The organism is Micromonospora arida (genome assembly GCF_042873195.1).
GTDB lineage: Bacteria > Actinomycetota > Actinomycetes > Mycobacteriales > Micromonosporaceae > Micromonospora > Micromonospora arida.
The window spans coordinates 775,463-795,848 of record NZ_JBIALC010000002.1; the positions used below are offsets into that span (position 1 = coordinate 775,463).

The window sequence follows — 20,386 nt, forward strand, 5'->3', positions numbered from 1 at the left end:
CGGCTTTGGTTCGTGCCGCCTCGCCACTGTCACATCGGTCGGTCGGGGGAGTCGGGAGAAGCTGAACGGGCACAGGCGGAGATCACCTCTGTCCTTTCGGCCGGTTGTGCTTTAGGTTCACGCAGGCTGGAAGAGTTCGACACACATCACATCGATGGTCGGCCACGCCAACGTCATCCTCCCCATGCCCGAGAAACGGAGCGGCATGAACCACAAACCGCAGTCCAGGGCGCGGCGACGACTACTCGTCGCGCTGCCCGCCATCGCCCTCGCGGCCACGTCACTGACCGTGAGTGGCAGCGCGGCGGCCCAGTCGCCGTCCGGCACCCCCCAGGCGGTGATCGGGGCCGACGAGCACTACATCAACTACGCCGAGCCCGAGGTGCAGCCGGACACCACCGGCCGTGAGGTGAAGGGCAAGGGTGGCATCTACACCCCTGCCGCGGAGTCCGCGCGCGCGTTCGACCAGAAGCACGCCCGGGGCAACCCGGTGACCGCACGGCAGCTGGCCAAGGACGAGGCCAAGTCGCTGAAGACCGGCCAGAACCCCCGCAAGTTCAAGAAGGCGCCGACCACCCAGACGGCGAAGCTACTGACGCTGCTGGTGGAGTTCAACGACAAGGCCAACGACGACTTCACCGGCGTCATGGTCCCCAAGACGGTGTTCGAGGACCGCACCTGCGTCCCCGGCACGGTCCAGAACGGCCCGAAGCACAACAAGATCCCGGACCCGGCGCGCCTGCCCCACGAGGACAACAACTCGATGTGGGTGCCGGACTTCTCGCCGCAGCACTACAACAAGATGCTCTACAGCAAGAAGGGCATCACCGAGCGGGTCCGCACCGACCTGAAGGGCCCGGACGGCAAGAAGGGCATCGACCTGTCCGGTCGCACCATGCACAACATGTACCTGGAGATGTCCAAGAACGCGTACACGGTGGACGGGCAGGCCAGCCCGTGGATCACCGTGCCGCACTCGGAGGGCTGGTACGCGGCCAACCGCTGCTTCCAGGACGAGACCGGCGCGTGGGTTCCCGGCCGTGAGCAGTCGATGAACGGCCACCCGGACAACCCGGCCGGCGCGGGTCGCCTGGCGACCGACGCGATCGACGCGCTCGTCGCGAAGGACCCGAACTTCCCGTGGGCCGACTACGACATCGAGGACCAGGCCGACCGTGACGGTGACGGCAACGTCTTCGAGCCGGACGGCGTGATCGACCACCTCGTGCTCGTGCACGCGGGCCAGGGCAAGTCCCGCGGCGGCGGCGCCGAGGGCGTGTACGCCGTGTGGGCGCACTCCTCCACGGTTGCCGGTGGTTACACCATCCCGGGCACCAACCTGAAGGCGTCGAACTACATCGTGCAGCCGGAGGACGCTGGTGTCGGCGTCTTCGCCCACGAGTTCGGCCACGACCTGGGTCTGCCGGACCTCTACGACACGTCCGGCAACGCCGACTCCGACGTGGACTTCTGGGACCTGATGGCTTCGGGATCGCACTCGGGTGAGATCTTCCAGGCGCTGCCGACGCACATGGGCATCTGGGACAAGTGGGTGCTCGGTTGGGCCGACCCGCTGACCATCCGCCCCGGGTCGAACCCGCGCGAGGTGAAACTCGGCCAGACGTCGCGCACCCCGATCGACTCCGAGGACGGCATCAAGGTCGACCTGCCGGACAAGGTGACGACGCTGGCGACCCCGCACAGCGGCACCAAGATGTGGCACAGCAACAACGACCAGGAGTGGGCCGACGTCAAGCTCAGCCGCTCGGTCGACGTGCCGGCGGCGGCCGACTCGAAGTTCTGGATGTGGAACAACTACATCATCGAGGAGGACTGGGACTACGGCTTCGTCGAGCTCTCCACCGACGGCGGTACGACCTGGACCGAGCAGAAGGTGTACGACGAGGGCGGCACGGTGGTCACCACGCCGGACGGCTACCCGGACCCGAACGGCCGCATGAACGACTTCGGCGGCAAGAAGTACGGCCTGACCGGCAGCACCGACGGCTGGCGGCACGACTACGTCGACCTGTCGGCGTACGCCGGCACGACGGTCCAGGTGCGGCTGCGCCTGGCCACCGACGAGGCGTTCGAGGAGCGCAACTGGTTCGTCGACGACTTCTCGGTCACCGGCGGCGGCGCCACCACCTGGAGTGACGACGTCGAGGGCGGCGCCAACGGCTGGACGGCCACCGGCGGCACCTTCGTCGACACCACCGGCGCGGGCTGGAAGGTCTCCAGCGGCACCGAGGTGCACGCCCAGTACTACCTGGCGGAGTGGCGCAACTTCGACGGCTTCGACAAGGGCCTGAAGTACGCCTACGACACCATCTACTCGCACGAGGCGTGGAAGGTCGACCGGATCTCCTACAACGCGCCGGGCATGCTGGTCTGGTACCGGGACACCGCGCTCGGCGACGTCAACCACGTCACCGGGCAGATGACCGCGCTGCCCAGCTACGGCGCGAAGGGCGGGTTGCTCATCGTCGACTCGCACTTCGACCCGTTGCGGCGCACCGGTGAGGCCGCCGTGAAGGACCCGTCGGTGACGGACAACCTGCCGAGCCGCCCGCAGTCGTCGAACGCGGCGTTCACGCTGAACCGGACGTACCCGTTCACCGAGTGCCTGGAGGCGGCGGACGAGCCGTACAGCGCGTACTGCACGAAGTTCAAGGGGCTGCCGCCGGTGAAGGCGTTCACCGACGCCAAGGGCTGGTACCCGGGCATCGAGATGCGCGACGGTGCTGCCTACGCCCGCGACAACGACGCGTCGGTGGTCCTGCCGTCGCGTGGCAACGCGCCGTACACCACTCGGGTCACCAACCCGGACGGCAGCCCGGCGCCGGAGTTCTACGGCGTGACCCTGGGCGGTGGCGCAATCGTGCTGGGCACCGGAAACCCCGGCGACCAGGGCGTGAACTACGGCGTCTCGCTGACGATCAAGAAGGCTGCCGGGGACAACTCGTCGGCCATGATCTACGTGACCCCGGCCAAGAAGTAACGGTTTCACGGATCGAGAACTGACAGTGGGGCCGGTGGCGGAGACGCTGCCGGCCCCACTGTCGCATGTGCGATCAGATTGATCGAGAAATGTCGTTGTATACGTTCGCGCCCGGGCACGCGCTGGTCAGCGCGGCTGATGAACCGGCGGGGTGTGACGGTGAAAAGCATTCCCAACAAAATCTTGCAACAAATCGACGCGTTCGTCTTCCCACCCGTCCCGCCAGTAACTATGTTCACCAATGGTCCCACTAGTGGGATCGATCTCCCACCGGCCCGTACCCCCGTTGGGCCGGTTCCCTCACACCGGAGGTACCACGTGCGCAAAGTCGCAGTGGGTCTGCTCGGGCTCTCACTGACGGCGACAGGCCTGGCTTTCGGCCCGTCCGCCTCGGCGGCGCCTCAGCCCAAACTGCCGGCCGCAGCACCGGCCGCTGCCGAACCACAGGCGCTGAAGGATGAACTCCCCGACAAGCTCGAGGAGAAGCGCCGCGCACTGCGTGAGCAGGGGCTCAGCGACGTGCTGAGCGGTCGGAGCAAGCCGATCGAGCGCAACGGAAGCACGGTCGTCAAGGTCGGCGAGGTCGGCAAGGCGGCCGGGACGGGCGCCAACGCCCGCACCACCGCTGGCGCCAAGCAGACCAAGGACCAGTACGTCGAGCTCAAGCGCGAGCGGACCGACAAGATCTTCGTGATCCTGGCCGAGTTCGGGGACGAGCGGCACCCGTCCTACCCGGACAAGGACATGAACCCGAACATCGCCGGACCGGCAACGTTCGAGGGTCCGCTGCACAACAAGATCCCCGAGCCCAACCGGGCCGTGGACAACTCCACCATCTGGCAGCCGGACTTCAGCCCGGAGCACTTCCGCCAGCTGTACTTCGGCACCAACCCGGGCGACGAGTCGCTCAAGCAGTACTACGAGGCCCAGTCCTCGGGTCGCTACACCGTCGACGGTGAGGTGACCGACTGGGTCAAGGTCCGGTACAACGAGGCCCGCTACGGTCGCTCCGACGACCCGATCCCGGACCCGGAGCCCGGCGAGGAGCCGAACCCGCAGGATGACCGGGCCGTCTGCGCCGACAACGTCTGCTCGAACACCTGGAACCTGATCGCCGACGCCGCCAACCAGTGGGTCGCCGACCAGAAGGCCAAGGGTCGGACGGACGCCCAGATCGCCACCGAGATGAAGTCCTTCGACCAGTGGGACCGGTTCGACTTCGACGGCGACGGCGACTTCAACGAGTCGGACGGCTACATCGACCACTTCCAGATCGTCCACTCCGGCGGCGACCAGGCCGACGGTGACCCGCAGCAGGGCGAGGACGCGATCTGGAGCCACCGCTGGTCGGCGTTCAACAGCTCGCCCGTCGGCCCGCCGAACTTCCCGATCGGCGGCACCCAGATCGGCAACACCGGCGTCTGGATCCGCGACTACACGATCCAGCCGGAAAACGGTGGCCGCAGCGTCTTCTACCACGAGTACGGCCACGACCTGGGCCTGCCGGACGACTACGGCCCGGCGGACAACAGCAACGAGCACTGGACCCTGATGGCCCAGAGCCGGCTCGGCGCCAAGAACGACGTCGGCATCGGCGACCGGGGCGGCGACCTCGGCGCGTGGAACAAGCTCCAGCTCGGTTGGCTCGACTACGAGGTGATCGTGGCGGGGCAGAAGCGCTCGCTGGAGCTCGGCCCGCAGGAGTACAACTCGGACAAGGCTCAGGCCGCCGTGGTCGTGCTCCCGCAGCGGGAGTACACCTTCAACTACGGCGCGCCGTTCGAGGGCGCCAAGCAGTACTTCTCCGGCAATGAGGACGACCTCGACAGCAAGATGACGAGGACGTTCGACCTCACCGGCAAGTCCGCAGCGGCGATGTCGCTCAAGGGCAAGTACAGCATCGAGGCCGGCTACGACTACCTCTACTTCGAGGCGTCCACTGACGGCGGTAAGACCTGGATCGACCTGGACGGCACTGCCAACGGCACGCCGATCGGCGTCGACGGCGCGGGGCGTCCGGCCCTCGCCGGCACCAGCAGGGGCGCCTGGGCGGACATCAACATCCCGCTGACCTCGGTCGCCGGCAAGGTGGCCCAGGTTCGCCTGCACTACGTCACCGACGGTGGCGTCTCCGAGGGCGGCTTCTTCGGTGACGCGATCACCGTGACCGCCGACGGTCAGACGGTGTTCAGCGACGGCGCCGAGACCGCCGCCGGTTGGACGTTGGACAAGTTCCAGGTGGTCGGGGCGACCTACACCCGGCTGTTCGACAACTACTACATCGCCGGCAACCGGTCGTACGTCTCGTACGACAAGTACCTGAAGACCGGCCCGTACTTCTTCGGCTACGCGAACACCCGCCCGGACTGGGTGGACCACTACGCGTACCAGGAGGGCCTGCTCATCTCGTACTGGAACACCCGCTTCTCCGACAACAACACCGCCCCGGTGTCGACGTCCAACCCGGGTGGTCACCCGGGCGAGGGTCGCAACCTGTACATCGACGCGCACCCGCGCCCGATCTACAACCTGACCGGGGCTCCGTGGCGGGCCCGCATCCAGATGTACGACGCACCGTTCAGCCTGAACAAGGCGGACTCGTTCACCCTGCACCTCAACAGCCAGCCGCAGTACATCCGTGGCCAGGCCGCTGAGCCGCTGTTCGACGACACCAAGAAGTACTTCTACGAGGAGCTGCCGAACCACGGCGTCAAGCTCCCCGCAGCCGGTGTCAAGATCAAGGTTCTGGAGCAGGACGGCACCTCGATGAAGATCCGGGTCAGCTGACCACTGATCCCGCACCAACCAGCGACGCCCGGGCAGGTCATCTGCCCGGGCGTCGCGCTTTGTGCGCCACCCCCGGATGTCCCGGACCGGCTTTCTCCACTGACAATCGACCCGGTGCCCCCGGGTCCTGGTCCGGGGCAACCCGGGGCTTTCCCCTGTTCAACGCGACCGCCAGGGTCGCCTGCGGCAACCGGGTCCTAGGCTGTCTGCCATGACCGACCAGCGCGGCGGGGCCGTCGACGAGTCCTGTGTCCTCACCGAGGGGCCGTGGACGCACCGTTTCATCGGCGCCAACGGCAGCCGGTTCCACGTGGTCGAGGCCGGCACCGGGCCCATGGTGCTCTTCCTGCACGGCTTCCCGGAGCACTGGTGGGCCTGGCACCAGATGCTGCCGGCGGTCGCCGACGCCGGCTTCCGGGCGGTCGCCGTCGACCTGCGCGGCTACGGCGCCAGCGACAAACCACCCCGGGGGTACGACGGCTACACCCTCGCCGCCGACATCGCCGGGCTGATCCGCGCGCTCGGTGAACGATCCGCGACGATCGTCGGCAGCGGCCTCGGTGGCATGGTGGCCTGGACGGTGGCCTCGTTCCACCCGTCCCTGGTCCGCCGGCTCGTCGTGCTGGGGGCACCGCACCCGCTGCGACTGCGCGCCGCCATCTTCGCCGACCCGCGCGGGCAGTTCACCGCCTCCACCCCGGCGTTGAAGTTCCAGCTACCCCGCTACGAGCACGTCCTGACCCGCGATGGCGCTGCGGCCGTCGGCGAAATCATGCGCCGCTGGGGCGGCCCACAGTGGGTGGCCGGGCCGGACTTCGAGGCGTACGCCGAACGGTGCCGGGAGGCGATGTGCATCCCGCAGGCCGCGTTCTGCGCGCTGGAGGGTTACCGGTGGGCGTTCCGCTCGCTGCTGCGACTGCACGGCTACCGGTTCGTCCGCCTGATGCAGAAGCCGCTGTCCACTCCGACCCTGCAACTGCACGGCGCCCTGGACACCGCCTCCCTGCCCCGCACCGCGCTGGGTTCCGGCCGGTACGTCGTCGCCCCGTACGAGTGGCGACTGCTCGACGGGGTGGGGCACTTCCCGCACCTGGAAGCACCGGAGCTGGTGCTCGGCGAAATCCTCCGGTGGGCGAAGACCTGACCGGTCAGACCCGCTGCTCCCGCAGGTCGGTGACCTCGGCGGCCGGCGCCCAACCCTGGTAGACGCCGAAGTCGAAGACCTCCAGCCGCATCGCCTCGGCAACCGGCCAGCGACCACCGGTGTACTCCACCCGCAGCCAGGCGTCGTGCTCCCCGAGCACGATGAACGGCTGCCCCTTCCAGGTGCAGGTGGTCCGCACGTACGCCAAATCCTCGATCTCGCTCGCTGGCAGCACCCGGACGTAGCGGCCCGCGCGGACCTCCTCGAAGCCCTCGCCCGGCTCGGGCTGGTAGAGGCGGATGTCGTCGCCGTCCGGGCTGGCCTGGTATTCCCGGCCCTGCCAACGGGCCACGTAACCGTCGCGCATCACGCCTCCCCGACCCGTCGCCAGGTGACCGAGTCGGTGTCCAGCTCGGCGACCACCCGCTCGCTGCCGTCCGCGCCGATGCGCCAGAGTTGGGCGCCGTGCGGCAGCCGTGCGCTGTCCACCTTGAACTCCGCCACCACGTCGCTGCTCTCACTCGGGGCGAAGCCGTTGCCCCGGAACGGCGGACGTTCGATGACCCAGCCCTCCATGGCCCGCATCGCCGGCTCGTTCTGACCGCCGTACGGGATGCGGTAGAGGCTCGGCCGGTGCGCCGGCCAGCGCAGCACGTAGATCTCCTCGGCGTCCGGGGCGAACGGCGAGCCGGGGTAACTGAGGCCCAGCGCCTCGTGCAGCTGAGCCGGTGTGGTCAGGTGGGACAGCTCACCGGCACGGTGCACGAACCCGGACACCCGGTCGTACCCACGATCCAGGTAGTACGCGAGCTGGCTGGGCGCGATCGCCTTCTGCATGACCGTCGGCCGGGTCGGGTCGACCGCCGCGGGGGCGTACCGGGGACGGGCGGCGGGTTCGGCCACGGCCGGCGCTTCCACCTGGTCCACTTCCAGGTCGTCCCCGAGCCCCACCTCGGCGGCCCAGTTGGCCAACGCGACGATCTGCTCGCCGGGCAACTTGGCACCCACCGGCGTACCCGGGTTGACGGCGAACGACCAGTCCTCGTCGGGCCAGCGCCGGATCAGTTGGGCGAACTTCACCCGGACCGTGTCGACGTCCCCGTCGACATGGTCGGCGAGGCGCTCCGACGACGTGTAGACCACCACGTACGTCTCGCCGTCGAGCTGCCCGGTACGCCAGACGAAGCCGGGATCCCCGGGGCGGCTTCCCCGCACCGAGTCCGGTGCCGCCGGCAGTAGCACCCGGGCCAGCAGCAGGGTGGACAGGAACGTGTCGGTGCTGCCCGAGCCGGCGGCGCTGAGCAGGTCCTCCTCGACCGTGTTGGCCGGCTCGAACTCGACCGGCGCCGGCTCGTCGGCAGGCGGGTAGAGGTCGTCGCCGGCCGGGCTTCCCGACGAGGCCTCGCTGTCGGAGCGATCGTCACTGAGCGGGGCGTCGACCCCCAGGTTGCCCAGGCCACCGCCGACAGCGCCGGACTCCGCCGGAATCACAGGCTGCGGGATGGACGGGCTCGGAGCGGGCTGATCGGCGCTGAAGGACGGGGGTGCGAATGGACTGGGGCTGGCGGACGACGGGTCGACCGGTGGCGGGGCGGTCTCAGCGGGGCTGGGGGACGCCTTGAATACGCCCGGATCGGAGGGCGCCGGGCCGAACGGTGGTGACGCGGCGGCCCCGGTGGGGCTGGGCGAAGACGGACCGAACAGGCCCGGACCGGAGGGCGTCGAGCCGAACGGCGGCGGCGGGGCGGCGGCAGGGCTGGGCCGCCGGGGCGCGTCGACGGGCGCGCTGCTCTCGACCGGGTCGGTGAGGTCGCGGGACTCGATGATGGTGCCCTCGATGACGATGGGCGTGAAGCCGCGGCGGGGTGCGGGCGGCCCGGAGACCGGTTCCGCGACGGAAACCGGTAGCTCCTCCGCCGGCTCGAACCGGCCCGGACGGTCCTGGTGGATCGCCTGCGTCTCCTCCGCCGATGGCCGACCAGGCGCACCGGCCAGGGGAGGCTCACCGGCTATCCGGAACGCGCGGGTGGGCTCCTCAGCCAGCGGGTTGTGCCGGCGCGGCGGCAGGGGCTGGGTGATCTCCTCGCCTGATGGCTGCGAGTCCACCGCGCGGGACGCGCCGAGGCCGCCCTCCGGCCGTCGTATCGGCTGGGTGGCTGCCGGGTCCGCCGCCATCGGAAAGGCCCGCGTCGCGGCGTCGTCGGCCGGCGCGTCGGCCGGGCGGCGGCGAGGGAATGGCTGACTGCCTCGCCCGAACCGGGTCGGCGGGGCCGCCCGGTCACCGGGACGTCCCCCGCTCGGAGCCGGGTCGCGGGCCGGACTGGGGTCGAAGAAGGAACGCCGAGGCGCGGCCTGGGGGCCACCGTTGCCGTTACCCGGGGCGGGGCCGTCGACGTCGCCCGGCCGGGTCGGCGCCGGCCAGCCCGCGCCCGGCCCGGCCTGGTCGGTGGTGGGGCCGGCGGTCGCCAACGGGGTGAACCGGGACGGCCGGCCGGTGCGGGGCAGCGCTCCGTTGCCCGGGGCGGGCCGGGGCGGCTCGGTCGGGTGCCGCTGACCGGCGGCGGGCAGGTCCTCCTCGCCGCCTCGGCGCGGCGGCTCAGCGGGGACGGGTGGCCGGGGCGCCGGACCCGGCACCGGCAGGGCACCCACCCGAGGGGCCGGGCTCCGCGCGGGCCTTCGGGGTGCGAGCGGAGAACTCTCGGGCCCGGACGAGGCCGCCCCCGTCACCGGAGGCGGTCCAGCGGCTGGCGCGGCGTCCCGCGGCGGCACGCCGGGCCGGGTACGGGCCAACGTCTCGGCACGCTCCAGGCGAGCGCGGGCACCCATGGCACGACCGGGCAGTCGCACGTCGCCTCGGGAGAGCTGCGACACGAACCAGGCCGGCAGGTAGCCCTCGACCGGCAGACCCGGATTGACGGCGAGCCACCACTCGTGGTTGGGCCAGCTGGCCGCGAGATCGGCGAAGGGGATGCGTCGGTTGCCGCCGGCGTGATCGCCGAGGCAGGCCCGCAGGGCGGCGGCGGAGGTGAAGGCCAGGACGTGGGTCCGGCCGCCGGTGGTCCAGGTGCCCCATCCGGCGGGCGGCTGGCCGGGCTGCGTCGGCGCGGAGACCGGCAGCAGCACATCGGTGCGGGACAGGAGCCGGAAGTAGAGCTCCTGGTCGTTGGCGCGCAGCGCGTCGCGCATCGCCACCTCGGCCTCCGTGGCCGGCTCCCATGCGGTCACGGCCACCTCCCCTTCCGAGAACAGGCCACAGGTATCGCGTACAACCTACAAGGTGGTACCAAGATCACAATGGCAGGCCGGCGGCGGCCTGCCAGGGCGCGGAGGAGGGGATAACATCCCGTTCCGGAGCCGACACGATACGGAGGGTGTCGATGTCCCGATCGATCACGCGCCCGGTCCTCGCAGGTCTGGCCGCCAGCCTGTTGACCGTACCGGCCCTTCCGACCGTCGCCGCCACCGCCGGGCTCCGGGCGGCACCGGCCTGCTCGACCCCACTCGCCCCCGTCCGGCCGGTCGCGGCCAAGCCCTGGCCACAGCAACGGTACGACCCCGCGCGGCTCGCACCGCTGGCCACCGGCGCCGGGGTGACCGTCGCGGTGGTCGACTCCGGGGTGGACCGGGCGCACCCGCAGCTGGCTGGGCGGGTGCTGGCCGGCACCGACCTGCTCGACCCCGGCGGGGACGGCGGTCGGGACTGCGCCGGGCACGGGACCGGTGTGGCGAGCATCATCGTCGCGGCACCCCGGCCCGACGTCGCCTTCCGCGGCCTGGCACCGGGTGCCCGGATCCTGCCGGTGCGGGTGAGTGAGCAGCAGGTGGTGCAGGGGCGGGAGTCGGGGCGTACGGTCAGCGCCGACGAGTTCGCCCGGGCCATCCGGTGGGCCGTCGACCATGACGCCGACGTGGTGAACCTGTCCGTGGTGCTGTACGCGGACGACCCGGAGGTCCGTTCGGCCGTGCGGTACGCGGTCGACCGGGACGTGGTGCTGGTGGCCGCTGCCGGCAACCTGCACGGCAGCGGGGACCCCCGACCGTTCCCCGCCGGCTACGACGGGGTGCTCGGCGTGGGCGCGATCGGGGCGGACGGCGGGCGGGCGACGTTCTCGCAGACCGGCCCGTACGTCGATCTCGTGGCCCCGGGCAGCGAGGTGCTGACCGCCGCACCCGGTGCCGGCCACCATCGGGTCGAAGGCACCAGTTACGCGGCGCCCTTCGTGGCCGCCACCGCCGCGTTGCTGCGGGAGTACCGGCCGGAGCTGACCGCCGCCCAGGTGGCGGAGCGGATCATCGCCACCGCCGATCCGGCTCCGGGCGCGGGCCGGGGCGGCGCATACGGCGCTGGGGTGTTGAACCCCTACCGGGCGGTCACCGAGACCAGCGGCGGCCGTGCGGGCGGCGCGCGGCCGGTGGCCGCGCTCGCCGACGATCGGGCCGACCCGGCGCAGCTCGCCCACCAGGCCCGCCGGGCCGCCGCACGGGACCGAGCCCTGCTGGTCGGCGCGGTGGCCGGCATCACGGCGGTCACCGTGGCGCTGCTCGCCCTGATGATGCCCCGAGGCGCCCATCGACGCTGGCGACCGGCCGGCCCGGCCTGAGCCCGCCCGCGCATGGCCTGAGCCCGCCCGCGCACGGCCCAGATCGCCGACCGGCTGCGGGCGGGGCGCTGACCCGGACACGGTCAGCGCTCCCGGCCCACGTCGCTCACTGGAACAGCCCGGTGTTCTTCTTCTCGGTGTCCAGGTAGTCGGTGGCGGAGTCGTTCACCGCCAACCTGATGTCACGCAGCATCCCCTGCAGGTCCTGCGAGGCCGAACGCCACCGCGCCTGCCGCTGCTCGTAGGCCTGCCGCGCCTCGCCCGTCCAGCTCGCCACCAGCGGGGCGGCGTCGCGTTCGAGTTGGCCGAGCTGCGCGTCGAGGGTGTTCAACGCCTTCTGAATGTCAGCGCCGGCCTGCTGCAGCGCGGCGAAGTTGACGACCAGCACACCATGGTCCATCGGATTCCCTCCCCAGCGGGATCAGAGCGGCAACTGGATGCCGCCGCGGTTGGTGCCGGCCACCCGGCTGGCCACCTCGTCGTCGGACGCGTGGTACTGCCGACCGGCGGTGCGGATCGCACCGGCGGTTTCGCGCAGCGCGCGGTGCAGCGCTGCCTGGTCCTGTGACCACTGCTGCTTGACCTGCTCGAACGACCGGCCACCAGCGCCACGCCAGGCCTGCTGCAACACCTCCAGCTCGGCCAGCAGGCCGGTCAGCATGGACTGCAACGACTGGTCCACCTGCTCGAACTTCGCGGCAGTCTGCTGCATCACCGCTGCTTCTGCCTTGGTTTGGGACATCCGGACGTCACCTCGTCTCTCGGATCGCACCTGGCCGTCGACGCGCCCACCTCGGGGCGACGCGTCGTCGCTTGGCCCGGTCGTCGAGCACTGAGACACGGGTCAGCGACTGACTTCGTGGCTGACGGTAGCGACCTCGTAGCCGTTCTGCTACCCCACCGGCTTCCCCTGTGGACAACCGAGGCGGCCATCGGTCGCTTACGATGTGCCGCAGCCACGTCGCGGCGCGTGACGGGCCGCCGGAAGGCGGCCGGCCGCCCGCCCCGGTCCCCACTGGTCGAGGAGGCACGGTGCCGGCGATCACCACCGGAGGGCCGCACCCGCCGATCCCGGTCGGGTCCGAGGCAGGTGCCTCCTCACGGGTGGGCGGGCCGGACCGGCCCACCGACCGCGGCCCGGGGTCGGTCGATCAGCGCACCCCCCGTCGCCGGTCGCCGGTGGCCCGCTGGGTCGCACACGGCCGTCGTGCGGCTGCCGGAGCGCGAGCCGGCCAACTGGTCACCGCGCAGGTCGCGGCGGCGCTCGTGCTCGTCGCCCTCGGCCGGCCCGCACCGGTCGTCGCGTCGGCCGCACTGGTGGCCCTGCTGCTGGTGGCCGCCGCCTGGGTGCCGGTGCGGGGGCGGTGGCTGTTCGAGTGGCTGGGCACCGCCATCGGGCACCTCACCCGCCGGCGGGCGTTGACCGGGCCGGCCGGTGCGGCCGAACTGCTCGACCTGGTCGCCCCGGGCACGGTGGTCCGCTCGACCGAGTTGACCGGCGGGCCGGCGGCCGTCCTAAAGGACACCACCGGCATGGTCGCGCTCCTGGAGCTCGGCGACCCCGGCGACCTGCTGGGCGACGTGTCCCAGGCGATCCCCGCCCCGGCCGCGTTGCTCCCCCCGACCGGGCCGGACCAGCCCCCGCTGCTGGTCCAACTGCTGCTCGCCGGTGCGCCGGCACCGGTGCCGGGCGCCGGTGGCACGGTCGGCACCTCGTACCGGCAGCTCACCGACGGGCGGCTCGCCGGGCGCGAGCGGGCGGTGGTGGCGGTCCGGGTGCTGCGGGTGAACGGTTGGTCCGAGGAGGACCTGCGCCGGGTGCTCGCCGGCACGGTCCGCCGGATCGTCCGCCGGCTCGGGCCGTTGGCCGCGCGGCCGCTCGGGGTGCCGGCAGCGCTGCGCGTCCTGGGCGAGCTGGCCCACCACGACGGCGAACCGGTCCGGGAGTCCTGGCCGGCGATCCGGTCCGGGACTCTCGTCCAGGCCACCTTCCGTCTGCTCCACTGGCCCGACGCCGGTGCTGGGGCTGGACGCCGGCTGGTGCCCCGCCTGCTCGCGCTGCCGGCGACGGCCACGACGGTGTCGATCTGCTCCGGCCCGGCGCCGACGATGTCGACGTCGTCGGGTCCGCCGGCGGCCGGCGGAGTGCCGACCGAGCTGACCGTACGCCTGGCCGCCGGGACGGCGGCCGAGTTGGCGGCGGCTACCGAGGCGCTGGTCCGCCTGGTCACCGACCTGGGCGGCAAGCTGCGACGACTCGACGGCGCCCACCTGAGCGGGCTGGCCGCCACGCTGCCGTTGGCGCTGACGGCACCCGGGGCGCAACCCCGCCCACCGGCGCCCGGAGCGCGACCCGCCCCGGCGGTCGACGACTGGGAGCTGTCTCTGGGCGACGCGGGAATGATGGTCGGCACCAACCGGCACGGCCGAGCCGTCACCGTACGACTGTTCCGGCCGGAGAGCACCCGCGTGCTGCTGGTCGGCGGGGTACGGGCAGCCCAGCTGGTGGCCCTGCGCGCCCTGGCACTCGGCGCGCTGGTGGTGGTGCAGACCGCCCGGCCACGCGCCTGGGAGCCGTTCATCCGAGGGGTTGGCGCGCCGGGCGGCACGATCCCGTTGCTCCCTCCCGGTCGGGCGGTCGCCGACGGGGTGGGCACCGCGCTGCGTCCGTTGCTGCTGATCGTCGACGCCGGGCCGGTGGCGGCCGAGGCCGCGCCGGGCCCGCCGTGGCGGGCCACCCTGGTGGTACGCGACGAGCTGACCCCGGCCGATATGGACGCGTTGAGCCGCGCCGACCTGGCGTTGCTCCAGCCGCTGACCGCCGCCGAGGCCACTCTGGCCGGAGCCGCACTGGGGCTGGGTGGCTCGGCCGAGTGGCTGACCCGGATCCGGGAGGACATGGTCGCCGTGGTCAACCGTCGGGCGCTGCGCTGGGCACTGCTCTCCCCCACTCCGATCGAGGCGCAACTGATCGGACCGCCGACGCGCGGCTGATCCACCGGGACGGCCAGCCGGCGGGTTACGCCGGTGCGGTGTCCGTGGCACGATCCCCGCCATGGGTTTTCTGAAAGGTCTGCTGATTCGGCTGGCCAGCACAGCTCTGGCTTTCTGGCTGGCCACGCTCCTCATCCCGGGCATCTCTCTGGATTCGAACTCGGCCACCGAGACGGTGACCACGCTGCTCCTGGTGGCGGTGATCTTCGGCGTGGTCAATGCGGTTCTCCAGCCGATCATCAAGACCGTCGGTTGTGGCTTCTACCTGCTGACCCTGGGTCTCATCGCCCTGGTGGTGAACGGGCTGCTCTTCCTGCTCACCAGTTGGATCGCCGACCAGGCCGGGCTGCCGTTCTCGGTGGACGGTTTCTGGCCGGCAGCCGTGCTCGGCGCTCTCTTCGTGAGCATCGTGACCTGGATCCTCGGCGCCGTCCTCGATCGGGACTGACCACCGACCAGCCAGCACCGACCCGGTCCGTCCGGGGCTCCGACCTCGGCCGGGGCCCCGGTCGGCCGATGACCAGAGTTCGGGAATTTGGCGGCCGGACCGCCCATCTCGGCGGTTAGCGTCGCGGCATGTTCTCGCTGACGTATTCCGACGGCCACCTGCTCAGCACCGATCCGGCGCGGATCGACCTGGACCTGGTGCACCACTGGTTGTCCACCGACGCGTACTGGGCGCTCGGACGAGACCGGGAGACCACCGAGCGGTCGTTCGCCGGCTCACTGCCGTTCGGCATCTACCGGCCGGAGGACGGCCGCCAGGTCGCGGTGGCCCGGGTCGTCACGGACGGTGCCACCTTCGCCTGGCTCTGCGACGTGTACGTCGACCGCGCCGCCCGGGGTCGCGGGCTGGGTGGGTGGCTGGCCGGCGCGGTCCGCGACCACCTGGACGAGCTGGGCGTACGCCGGATCCTGCTCTGCACCAGCGACGCCCACCAGGTGTACGCGGGGGTGGGCTTCACCCCGCTGGACGCGCCGCAACGGTGGATGCAGCTGGACCGGCGCCCGCCGGTGACCCCGATCACCGGAAAGGAACAAAGCAGCACTACGCCCCTTACGGTGGAGGCGTGACGCCACTCCGCCTGGGATACCTCTACGGCCTCGGCGCGTACCTGCTCTGGGGTTTCTTTCCGCTCTACCTGAAGCTGCTGAGACCCGCCGGCCCGCTGGAGATCCTGGCCCACCGCATCGTCTGGTCGGTGCTCTTCGTGGCCCTGCTGCTGGCGGCGCTGCGCAACGTCGGCTTCCTGCGGGCGCTGCTGCGCCGCCCCTGGGCGGTGGCGGGGATCGTCGCCGCCGCCGCGCTGATCGCTGTCAACTGGGGCACCTACATCTACGGGGTCAACTCCGACCGGGTGGTGGAGACCGCGCTCGGCTACTTCATCAACCCGCTGGTCGTGGTGCTGCTCGGCGTGACGGTGCTGCGGGAGCGGCTACGCCCGGCGCAGTGGGTGGCGCTGGGGATCGGCGCGTCGGCGGTCGCGGTGCTCACCGTGGACTACGGCCGGCTGCCCTGGCTGGCGTTGACCCTGGCGTTCAGCTTCGCCGGCTACGGCCTGGTGAAGAAGCGGCTCGGGCTGCCGGCGGCGGAGGGGCTCTTCGTCGAGTCGGCGGTGCTGGCGTTGCCGGCGCTGGGCTACCTGGGCTGGCTGATGGCGAAGGCGGACCTGACCTTCGGGCACGTCTCGGCCGGGCACACAGCGCTGCTGGTGCTGGCCGGCGCGGCCACGGCGATTCCACTGCTGCTGTTCGCCGGGGCGGCCAACCGACTGCCCCTGAGCAGCCTCGGCATGGTCCAGTACCTGGCGCCGATCCTTCAGCTCGGCTGCGGGGTGCTGATCTTCCACGAGCCGATGCCGCCAGCCCGGCTGGCCGGCTTCGCGCTGGTCTGGCTGGCCCTGATCGTCTTCACCGCCGACGCCGTCCGAACCTCCCGCCGCACCCGCCGCACCCACCAACCAGCTCCCCAACCAACCCCCCTCCCAACCCCCTAACCCCACCCACCCCGCCCCGCCCCACCCCGCCCCCGCGATCTTGCACTTTCTGCCCTCCCATAAGGGGGCATCGAGGGCATATCGACAACAGAAACTGCAAGATCGCGGAGGGCGGGGGTGGGGGCGGGGGCGGGGGTGAGGGCGGGGCCGGGCCGGGCGGCGTCGGGGCGGGGGCTGGTTAGGGGACGGCGTAGGTCAGGAGGGGCGTGCCGTCGGCTTTCTGCAGCTCCACGCTGACCAACTCGGCGTCGGTGAACCTCGTCGCGCCGGTGAACCTGAGGTCGTCGCCGGGAGCCGCCAGCCAGGAGCCGATCTGCTCGGTTGCGCCGTTCGGACCACGCGCCACCAGCCGGAACGGGTACGCCTTGCCGTAGCTCGTCCGCGCGTCGTACCCGCAACGCATGGTCACCTCGGTGCCCCACTTGGTCCCGGTCAGCCAGAGGTCGGCGTGCACCGGCCCGGCGGCGGCCACCGGTCGCATGGCCACCATCGACACCTGCGGTGCCGGGTTGCCCTGCGCGCCCGGCGGCCCGGACCGGTCGACCGGTCGAGGCAGCGCCACGGCGGTGCCCACACCGACCAGCAGCGCCAACCCGGCGGCGGCCAGTGTGGTCAGTACGTACCGTCGCCGATCCGCGGCGCGTTCCCGACGACGGCGCTGGCGGGCCTCGTCGAGCAGCGCGGGCACCCGGGGCGGGGCCGGCGGCGGCAGGATCTGCTCCAACCCCGCCGGGTCGAGGCGCCCGAGCAACCCGGGCAGGACGGCGATCTCGGCGACCGCCTCCCGACACGAGGCGCAGCCGCCCAGGTGCCGCTCGTAGGCCGCCCGTTCGGCAGGGGCCAAGGCGCCCAGCACGTACGCGCCGTCGTCGTACGCGAACTCGCACCGGGTCATCCCGTCACCCCCATCTCGGCCAGGACCAACCGTAGAGACCGCAGCGCATAGTGGGTGCGGGATTTCACGGTCCCTGGCGGTACACCGAGGCGGGACGCCGCCTCGGCCACCGACCGCCCCTGGTAGAAGCACTCGACCAGCACCTCCCGGTGGGTCGGGCTGAGCCGGTTCAGCGCCTCGGCGACGGTCCACGCCTCCACCGCCCGTTCGGCCTCGTCGATCGCCTCGGGCGGTTCGGGCAGATCGTCGGTGAACACCTCGCCGACCCGGGTGGAGCGCCGCCGCCAGGCGTCGATGGCCAGGTTGCGGGCGGTGGTGAACAGCCAGGACCGCACCGATCCGCGCGTCGGGTCGAGTGACTCCGGATGTCGCCAGGCCCGCAACAGCGTCTCCTGCACCAGGTCCTCGGCCCGCTGCCGGTCCCCGTTGACCAGCCGCAGGGCATGGGCGTACAGCGCCTCCGCGTGCTCGTCGTGTAGCGCGCGCAGCAGTTGGGCGTCGTGGTCGCTGATGGCGGTCTCCCTCGCTTCCGGCGCGCGTCCGGCGGTGCGTTCGCTCGGGAATACGTGCGGTCACGCCGATCGGTTCAGCCCGAGGTCAGACCGGTTGCGTGTCGGTTGCCACCGACGAAGGTGTTCATGCGCGGTTCACATCGCGGCTGACGAGCGCTCACCACGTCCTCCTAGCGTCCGGCTGGTAAGCCGCCTGTCGTGCCACCGACGTCTCTGGAGGCCTCCCCCATGAGCGACCGTCCCCGGCTGCTCCCCCTGTTGAACGGCACCCGCCATGGCACCCGTGATGCCATGACCTGTCTGTACCGGTGCGGAAACGCGTGTGACCACCCGGTCCCGAACACCTCCGACAACGCGTACTTCGGTGACGTGGTGAACGCCGAGGTGTCACGGCGTGGCGTGGTCCGGGCCGGCGCGGTCGGCGCGCTGGTGCTCGGTTTCGGCGGCGCGGCAGCCGGCGCGCTCGCCGGGGCGGCCCCGGCCATGGCGGCCCCGACCGCCCCGGACGTTCCGGAGAACTTCGGGTTCGGTCGTCCCAGCACCGGTGCCGGCAGCGGCGCGCTGACCTTCAAGCCGATCCCACCGAACAAGCTGGACACCCTGGTCGTGCCGAACGGCTACGACCACGCCGTGGTGATCAAGTGGGGTGACCCGGTGCTGCCGGGCGCGCCGGAGTTCGACCTGCACCACCAGACCGCCGCCGCTCAGTCCAGGCAGTTCGGTTACAACAACGACTTCGTGGGCGTGCTGCCGCTGGACAAGCAGGGCAAGCGGGCGCTGCTCGTGGTCAACCACGAGTACACCAACGAGGACCTGATGTTCCCGGGCTTCCCCGGCCTGGACGGGCTCTCCGTGGAGCAGCTGCGCACCGCGATGGCCGCGCACGGCATGTCCGTGGTGGAACTTGAGCGGGTCGCGGGCACCGGGCAGTGGAAACCGGTCGGCAAGGGCCCTCGGCCGTACAACCGGCGGGTCACCGCCCTGAGCACCAAGTTCGACCTGACCGGCCCGGCCGCCGGCTCGGCCTGGCTGAAGACCGCCGCCGACCCCAGGGGCCGCACTGTCGTCGGCACGCTGAACAACTGCGCCGGTGGCGTGACCCCGTGGGGCACTGTGCTCTCCGGCGAGGAGAACTTCAACCAGTACTTCGTGGGCGCCGACGCCGTCCCGGCCGAGCTGAAGCCGAAGCTGGACCGGTACGGCATCAGCACCGCCGCCCGCTACCCCAGCGGCAGCCGCAAGTGGGAGCGCGCGGACGAGCGCTTCGACCTGGCGAAGCACCCCAACGAGGCACACCGGTTCGGCTGGGTCGTCGAGATCGACCCGTTCGACCCGGAGAGCCGCCCGCGCAAGCACACCGCGATGGGCCGGTTCAAGCACGAGGGCGCCAACGTGATCGTCGCGAAGGACGGCCACGTGGTCGCGTACATGGGCGACGACGAGCGGTTCGACTACCTCTACAAGTTCGTCTCGGACAAGAAGTTCATGAAGGGCAACTCCTGGGCTGCCCGCAAGCACAACCTGACCCTGCTGGAGTCCGGCACGCTCTACGTGGCGAAGCTCGACCAGACCAGCGCCGCCGAGATCGACGGCTCGGGCAAGCTCCCCGCCGACGGCGCGTTCAACGGTCGGGGTCGCTGGATCAGGCTGGTCAGCGGCAACCGGTCGTTCGTCGACGGGATGACCGCCGCGGACGTGCTCACCTTCACCCGGCTCGCCGGTGACAAGGTCGGCGCGACCAGGATGGACCGCCCCGAGGACGTCGAGCCGAGCCTGCTCACCGGCAAGGTGTACGTGGCGCTGACCAACAACACCAACCGGGGCGTCGGCAGCAACCCGAGGGCGGACGAGGCCAACCCCCGCACCGCCAACAAGCACGGGCAGATCCTGGAACTGGTCGAGGACCGCAACGACAACACCTCGGAGACCTTCGCCTGGTCGCTGCCGATCGTCTGCGGCGACCCGACCGACCCGTCGACCTTCTTCGCCGGGTACGACAAGACCAAGGTCTCCCCGATCTCCTGCCCGGACAACGTCGCCTTCGACGCCTCCGGCAACCTCTGGATCTCCACCGACGGCAATGCGCTGGGCAGCAACGACGGCCTGTTCGCCACCGCCGTGGAGGGTCCCGAGCGGGGTCACCTCAAGCAGTTCCTGACCGTGCCGCTCGGCGCGGAGACCTGCGGCCCGTTCATCACCGGCGACAACCGCTCGGTCTTCGTCGCCGTGCAGCACCCGGGCGAGATCACCGGGGCCTCGGTGGAGAACCCGGCCTCGAACTGGCCGGACGGTGACTACGCCAAGCCGGGCGTGGTGGTCACCTGGCGCCTCGACGGCGGCCCGGTGGGCAGCTGACGCCGTACCCGCGGCCGAGCGGCCGCTGACGTTGCTCCGGCGGTCCGGCGCTGGACCGCACCGAGAGGCCCTCTCCCAGCCCGGGAGAGGGCCTCTCGGC

At 71.5% G+C, this 20,386-nt stretch carries 15 protein-coding genes; 9 read left to right on the forward strand and 6 right to left on the reverse strand.

Annotation, left to right across the window (positions count from 1 at the left end):
• Positions 1–205 precede the first annotated feature (205 nt).
• The 3 genes from ACFYP0_RS10295 (at position 206) to ACFYP0_RS10305 (ending at position 6,932) form a co-directional block, all read left to right on the forward strand.
• Complete coding sequence (locus ACFYP0_RS10295) at positions 206–3,001, forward strand: immune inhibitor A domain-containing protein (protein WP_356975885.1); 2,796 nt, start codon at positions 206–208, stop codon at positions 2,999–3,001.
• 333 nt (positions 3,002–3,334) lie between these two features.
• The gene (locus ACFYP0_RS10300; RefSeq protein WP_386995514.1) at positions 3,335–5,788 is read left to right on the forward strand and encodes an immune inhibitor A domain-containing protein; all 2,454 of its coding nucleotides are present in this window, start codon (positions 3,335–3,337) and stop codon (positions 5,786–5,788) included.
• A 211-nt stretch (positions 5,789–5,999) separates the two neighbouring features.
• Positions 6,000–6,932 (forward strand): alpha/beta fold hydrolase, encoded by a 933-nt coding sequence (locus tag ACFYP0_RS10305; RefSeq protein WP_386995364.1) that lies wholly within the window; start codon positions 6,000–6,002, stop codon positions 6,930–6,932.
• A 4-nt stretch (positions 6,933–6,936) separates the two neighbouring features.
• Here the strand turns inward: ACFYP0_RS10305 and ACFYP0_RS10310 are convergent, their stop codons facing one another.
• Both ACFYP0_RS10310 and ACFYP0_RS10315 read right to left on the reverse strand, forming a co-directional pair.
• Positions 6,937–7,302, reverse strand: coding sequence for a hypothetical protein (locus tag ACFYP0_RS10310; RefSeq protein WP_030334177.1), 366 nt, complete (start codon positions 7,300–7,302; stop codon positions 6,937–6,939).
• On the reverse strand, positions 7,299–10,157 hold the full coding sequence (locus ACFYP0_RS10315) for an SseB family protein (protein WP_386995367.1): 2,859 nt from the start codon (positions 10,155–10,157) through the stop codon (positions 7,299–7,301). The genes ACFYP0_RS10310 and ACFYP0_RS10315 overlap by 4 nt, the downstream gene beginning before the upstream one ends.
• Before the next feature lie 152 nt (positions 10,158–10,309).
• Between ACFYP0_RS10315 and mycP the strand changes: the two genes are divergently transcribed.
• On the forward strand, positions 10,310–11,533 hold the full coding sequence (mycP, locus tag ACFYP0_RS10320) for a type VII secretion-associated serine protease mycosin (RefSeq protein WP_386995369.1): 1,224 nt from the start codon (positions 10,310–10,312) through the stop codon (positions 11,531–11,533).
• A gap of 106 nt (positions 11,534–11,639) precedes the next feature.
• Here the strand turns inward: mycP and ACFYP0_RS10325 are convergent, their stop codons facing one another.
• Both ACFYP0_RS10325 and ACFYP0_RS10330 read right to left on the reverse strand, forming a co-directional pair.
• Positions 11,640–11,933, reverse strand: coding sequence for a WXG100 family type VII secretion target (locus ACFYP0_RS10325; protein WP_112585712.1), 294 nt, complete (start codon positions 11,931–11,933; stop codon positions 11,640–11,642).
• Positions 11,934–11,954: 21 nt separating this feature from the next.
• Complete coding sequence (locus ACFYP0_RS10330; protein WP_091395516.1) at positions 11,955–12,275, reverse strand: WXG100 family type VII secretion target; 321 nt, start codon at positions 12,273–12,275, stop codon at positions 11,955–11,957.
• A gap of 290 nt (positions 12,276–12,565) precedes the next feature.
• Here ACFYP0_RS10330 and eccE point away from each other — a divergent pair, with 290 nt between their 5' ends.
• The 4 genes from eccE to rarD all read left to right on the forward strand — a co-directional run bounded on the left by eccE (position 12,566) and on the right by rarD (position 16,524).
• A complete protein-coding gene (gene eccE / locus ACFYP0_RS10335; RefSeq protein ID WP_386995371.1) occupies positions 12,566–14,527 on the forward strand; it encodes a type VII secretion protein EccE in 1,962 nt (653 codons plus the stop codon).
• A 61-nt stretch (positions 14,528–14,588) separates the two neighbouring features.
• A complete protein-coding gene (locus tag ACFYP0_RS10340) occupies positions 14,589–14,975 on the forward strand; it encodes a phage holin family protein (protein ID WP_091395522.1) in 387 nt (128 codons plus the stop codon).
• Between the two features lie 128 nt (positions 14,976–15,103).
• Complete coding sequence (locus ACFYP0_RS10345) at positions 15,104–15,601, forward strand: GNAT family N-acetyltransferase (protein ID WP_386995373.1); 498 nt, start codon at positions 15,104–15,106, stop codon at positions 15,599–15,601.
• A complete protein-coding gene (gene rarD, locus ACFYP0_RS10350) occupies positions 15,598–16,524 on the forward strand; it encodes an EamA family transporter RarD (protein ID WP_386995375.1) in 927 nt (308 codons plus the stop codon). The genes ACFYP0_RS10345 and rarD overlap by 4 nt, the downstream gene beginning before the upstream one ends.
• Positions 16,525–16,702: 178 nt before the next feature.
• Here rarD and ACFYP0_RS10355 read toward each other — a convergent pair whose 3' ends face one another.
• Both ACFYP0_RS10355 and ACFYP0_RS10360 read right to left on the reverse strand, forming a co-directional pair.
• A complete protein-coding gene (locus tag ACFYP0_RS10355; RefSeq protein ID WP_386995377.1) occupies positions 16,703–17,419 on the reverse strand; it encodes an anti-sigma factor family protein in 717 nt (238 codons plus the stop codon).
• A complete protein-coding gene (locus tag ACFYP0_RS10360) occupies positions 17,416–17,910 on the reverse strand; it encodes a sigma-70 family RNA polymerase sigma factor (RefSeq protein WP_231393341.1) in 495 nt (164 codons plus the stop codon). The genes ACFYP0_RS10355 and ACFYP0_RS10360 overlap by 4 nt, the downstream gene beginning before the upstream one ends.
• A 249-nt stretch (positions 17,911–18,159) precedes the next feature.
• Here ACFYP0_RS10360 and ACFYP0_RS10365 point away from each other — a divergent pair, with 249 nt between their 5' ends.
• The gene (locus ACFYP0_RS10365) at positions 18,160–20,286 is read left to right on the forward strand and encodes a PhoX family protein (RefSeq protein ID WP_386995380.1); all 2,127 of its coding nucleotides are present in this window, start codon (positions 18,160–18,162) and stop codon (positions 20,284–20,286) included.
• The last annotated feature ends 100 nt before the right edge of the window (positions 20,287–20,386 follow it).

Excerpts from the sequence above, each read along its gene's own strand:
- ACFYP0_RS10365 (WP_386995380.1), top strand. The coding sequence starts at position 18,160 with ATGAGCGACCGTCCCCGGCTGCTCCCCCTGTTGAACGGCACCCGCCAT.
- ACFYP0_RS10340 (WP_091395522.1), top strand. The coding sequence starts at position 14,589 with ATGGGTTTTCTGAAAGGTCTGCTGATTCGGCTGGCCAGCACAGCTCTG.
- mycP (WP_386995369.1), top strand. The coding sequence starts at position 10,310 with ATGTCCCGATCGATCACGCGCCCGGTCCTCGCAGGTCTGGCCGCCAGC.
- ACFYP0_RS10325 (WP_112585712.1), bottom strand. The coding sequence starts at position 11,933 with ATGGACCATGGTGTGCTGGTCGTCAACTTCGCCGCGCTGCAGCAGGCC.
- ACFYP0_RS10295 (WP_356975885.1), top strand. The coding sequence starts at position 206 with ATGAACCACAAACCGCAGTCCAGGGCGCGGCGACGACTACTCGTCGCG.
- ACFYP0_RS10345 (WP_386995373.1), top strand. The coding sequence starts at position 15,104 with ATGTTCTCGCTGACGTATTCCGACGGCCACCTGCTCAGCACCGATCCG.
- ACFYP0_RS10305 (WP_386995364.1), top strand. The coding sequence starts at position 6,000 with ATGACCGACCAGCGCGGCGGGGCCGTCGACGAGTCCTGTGTCCTCACC.
- ACFYP0_RS10355 (WP_386995377.1), bottom strand. The coding sequence starts at position 17,419 with ATGACCCGGTGCGAGTTCGCGTACGACGACGGCGCGTACGTGCTGGGC.
- ACFYP0_RS10330 (WP_091395516.1), bottom strand. The coding sequence starts at position 12,275 with ATGTCCCAAACCAAGGCAGAAGCAGCGGTGATGCAGCAGACTGCCGCG.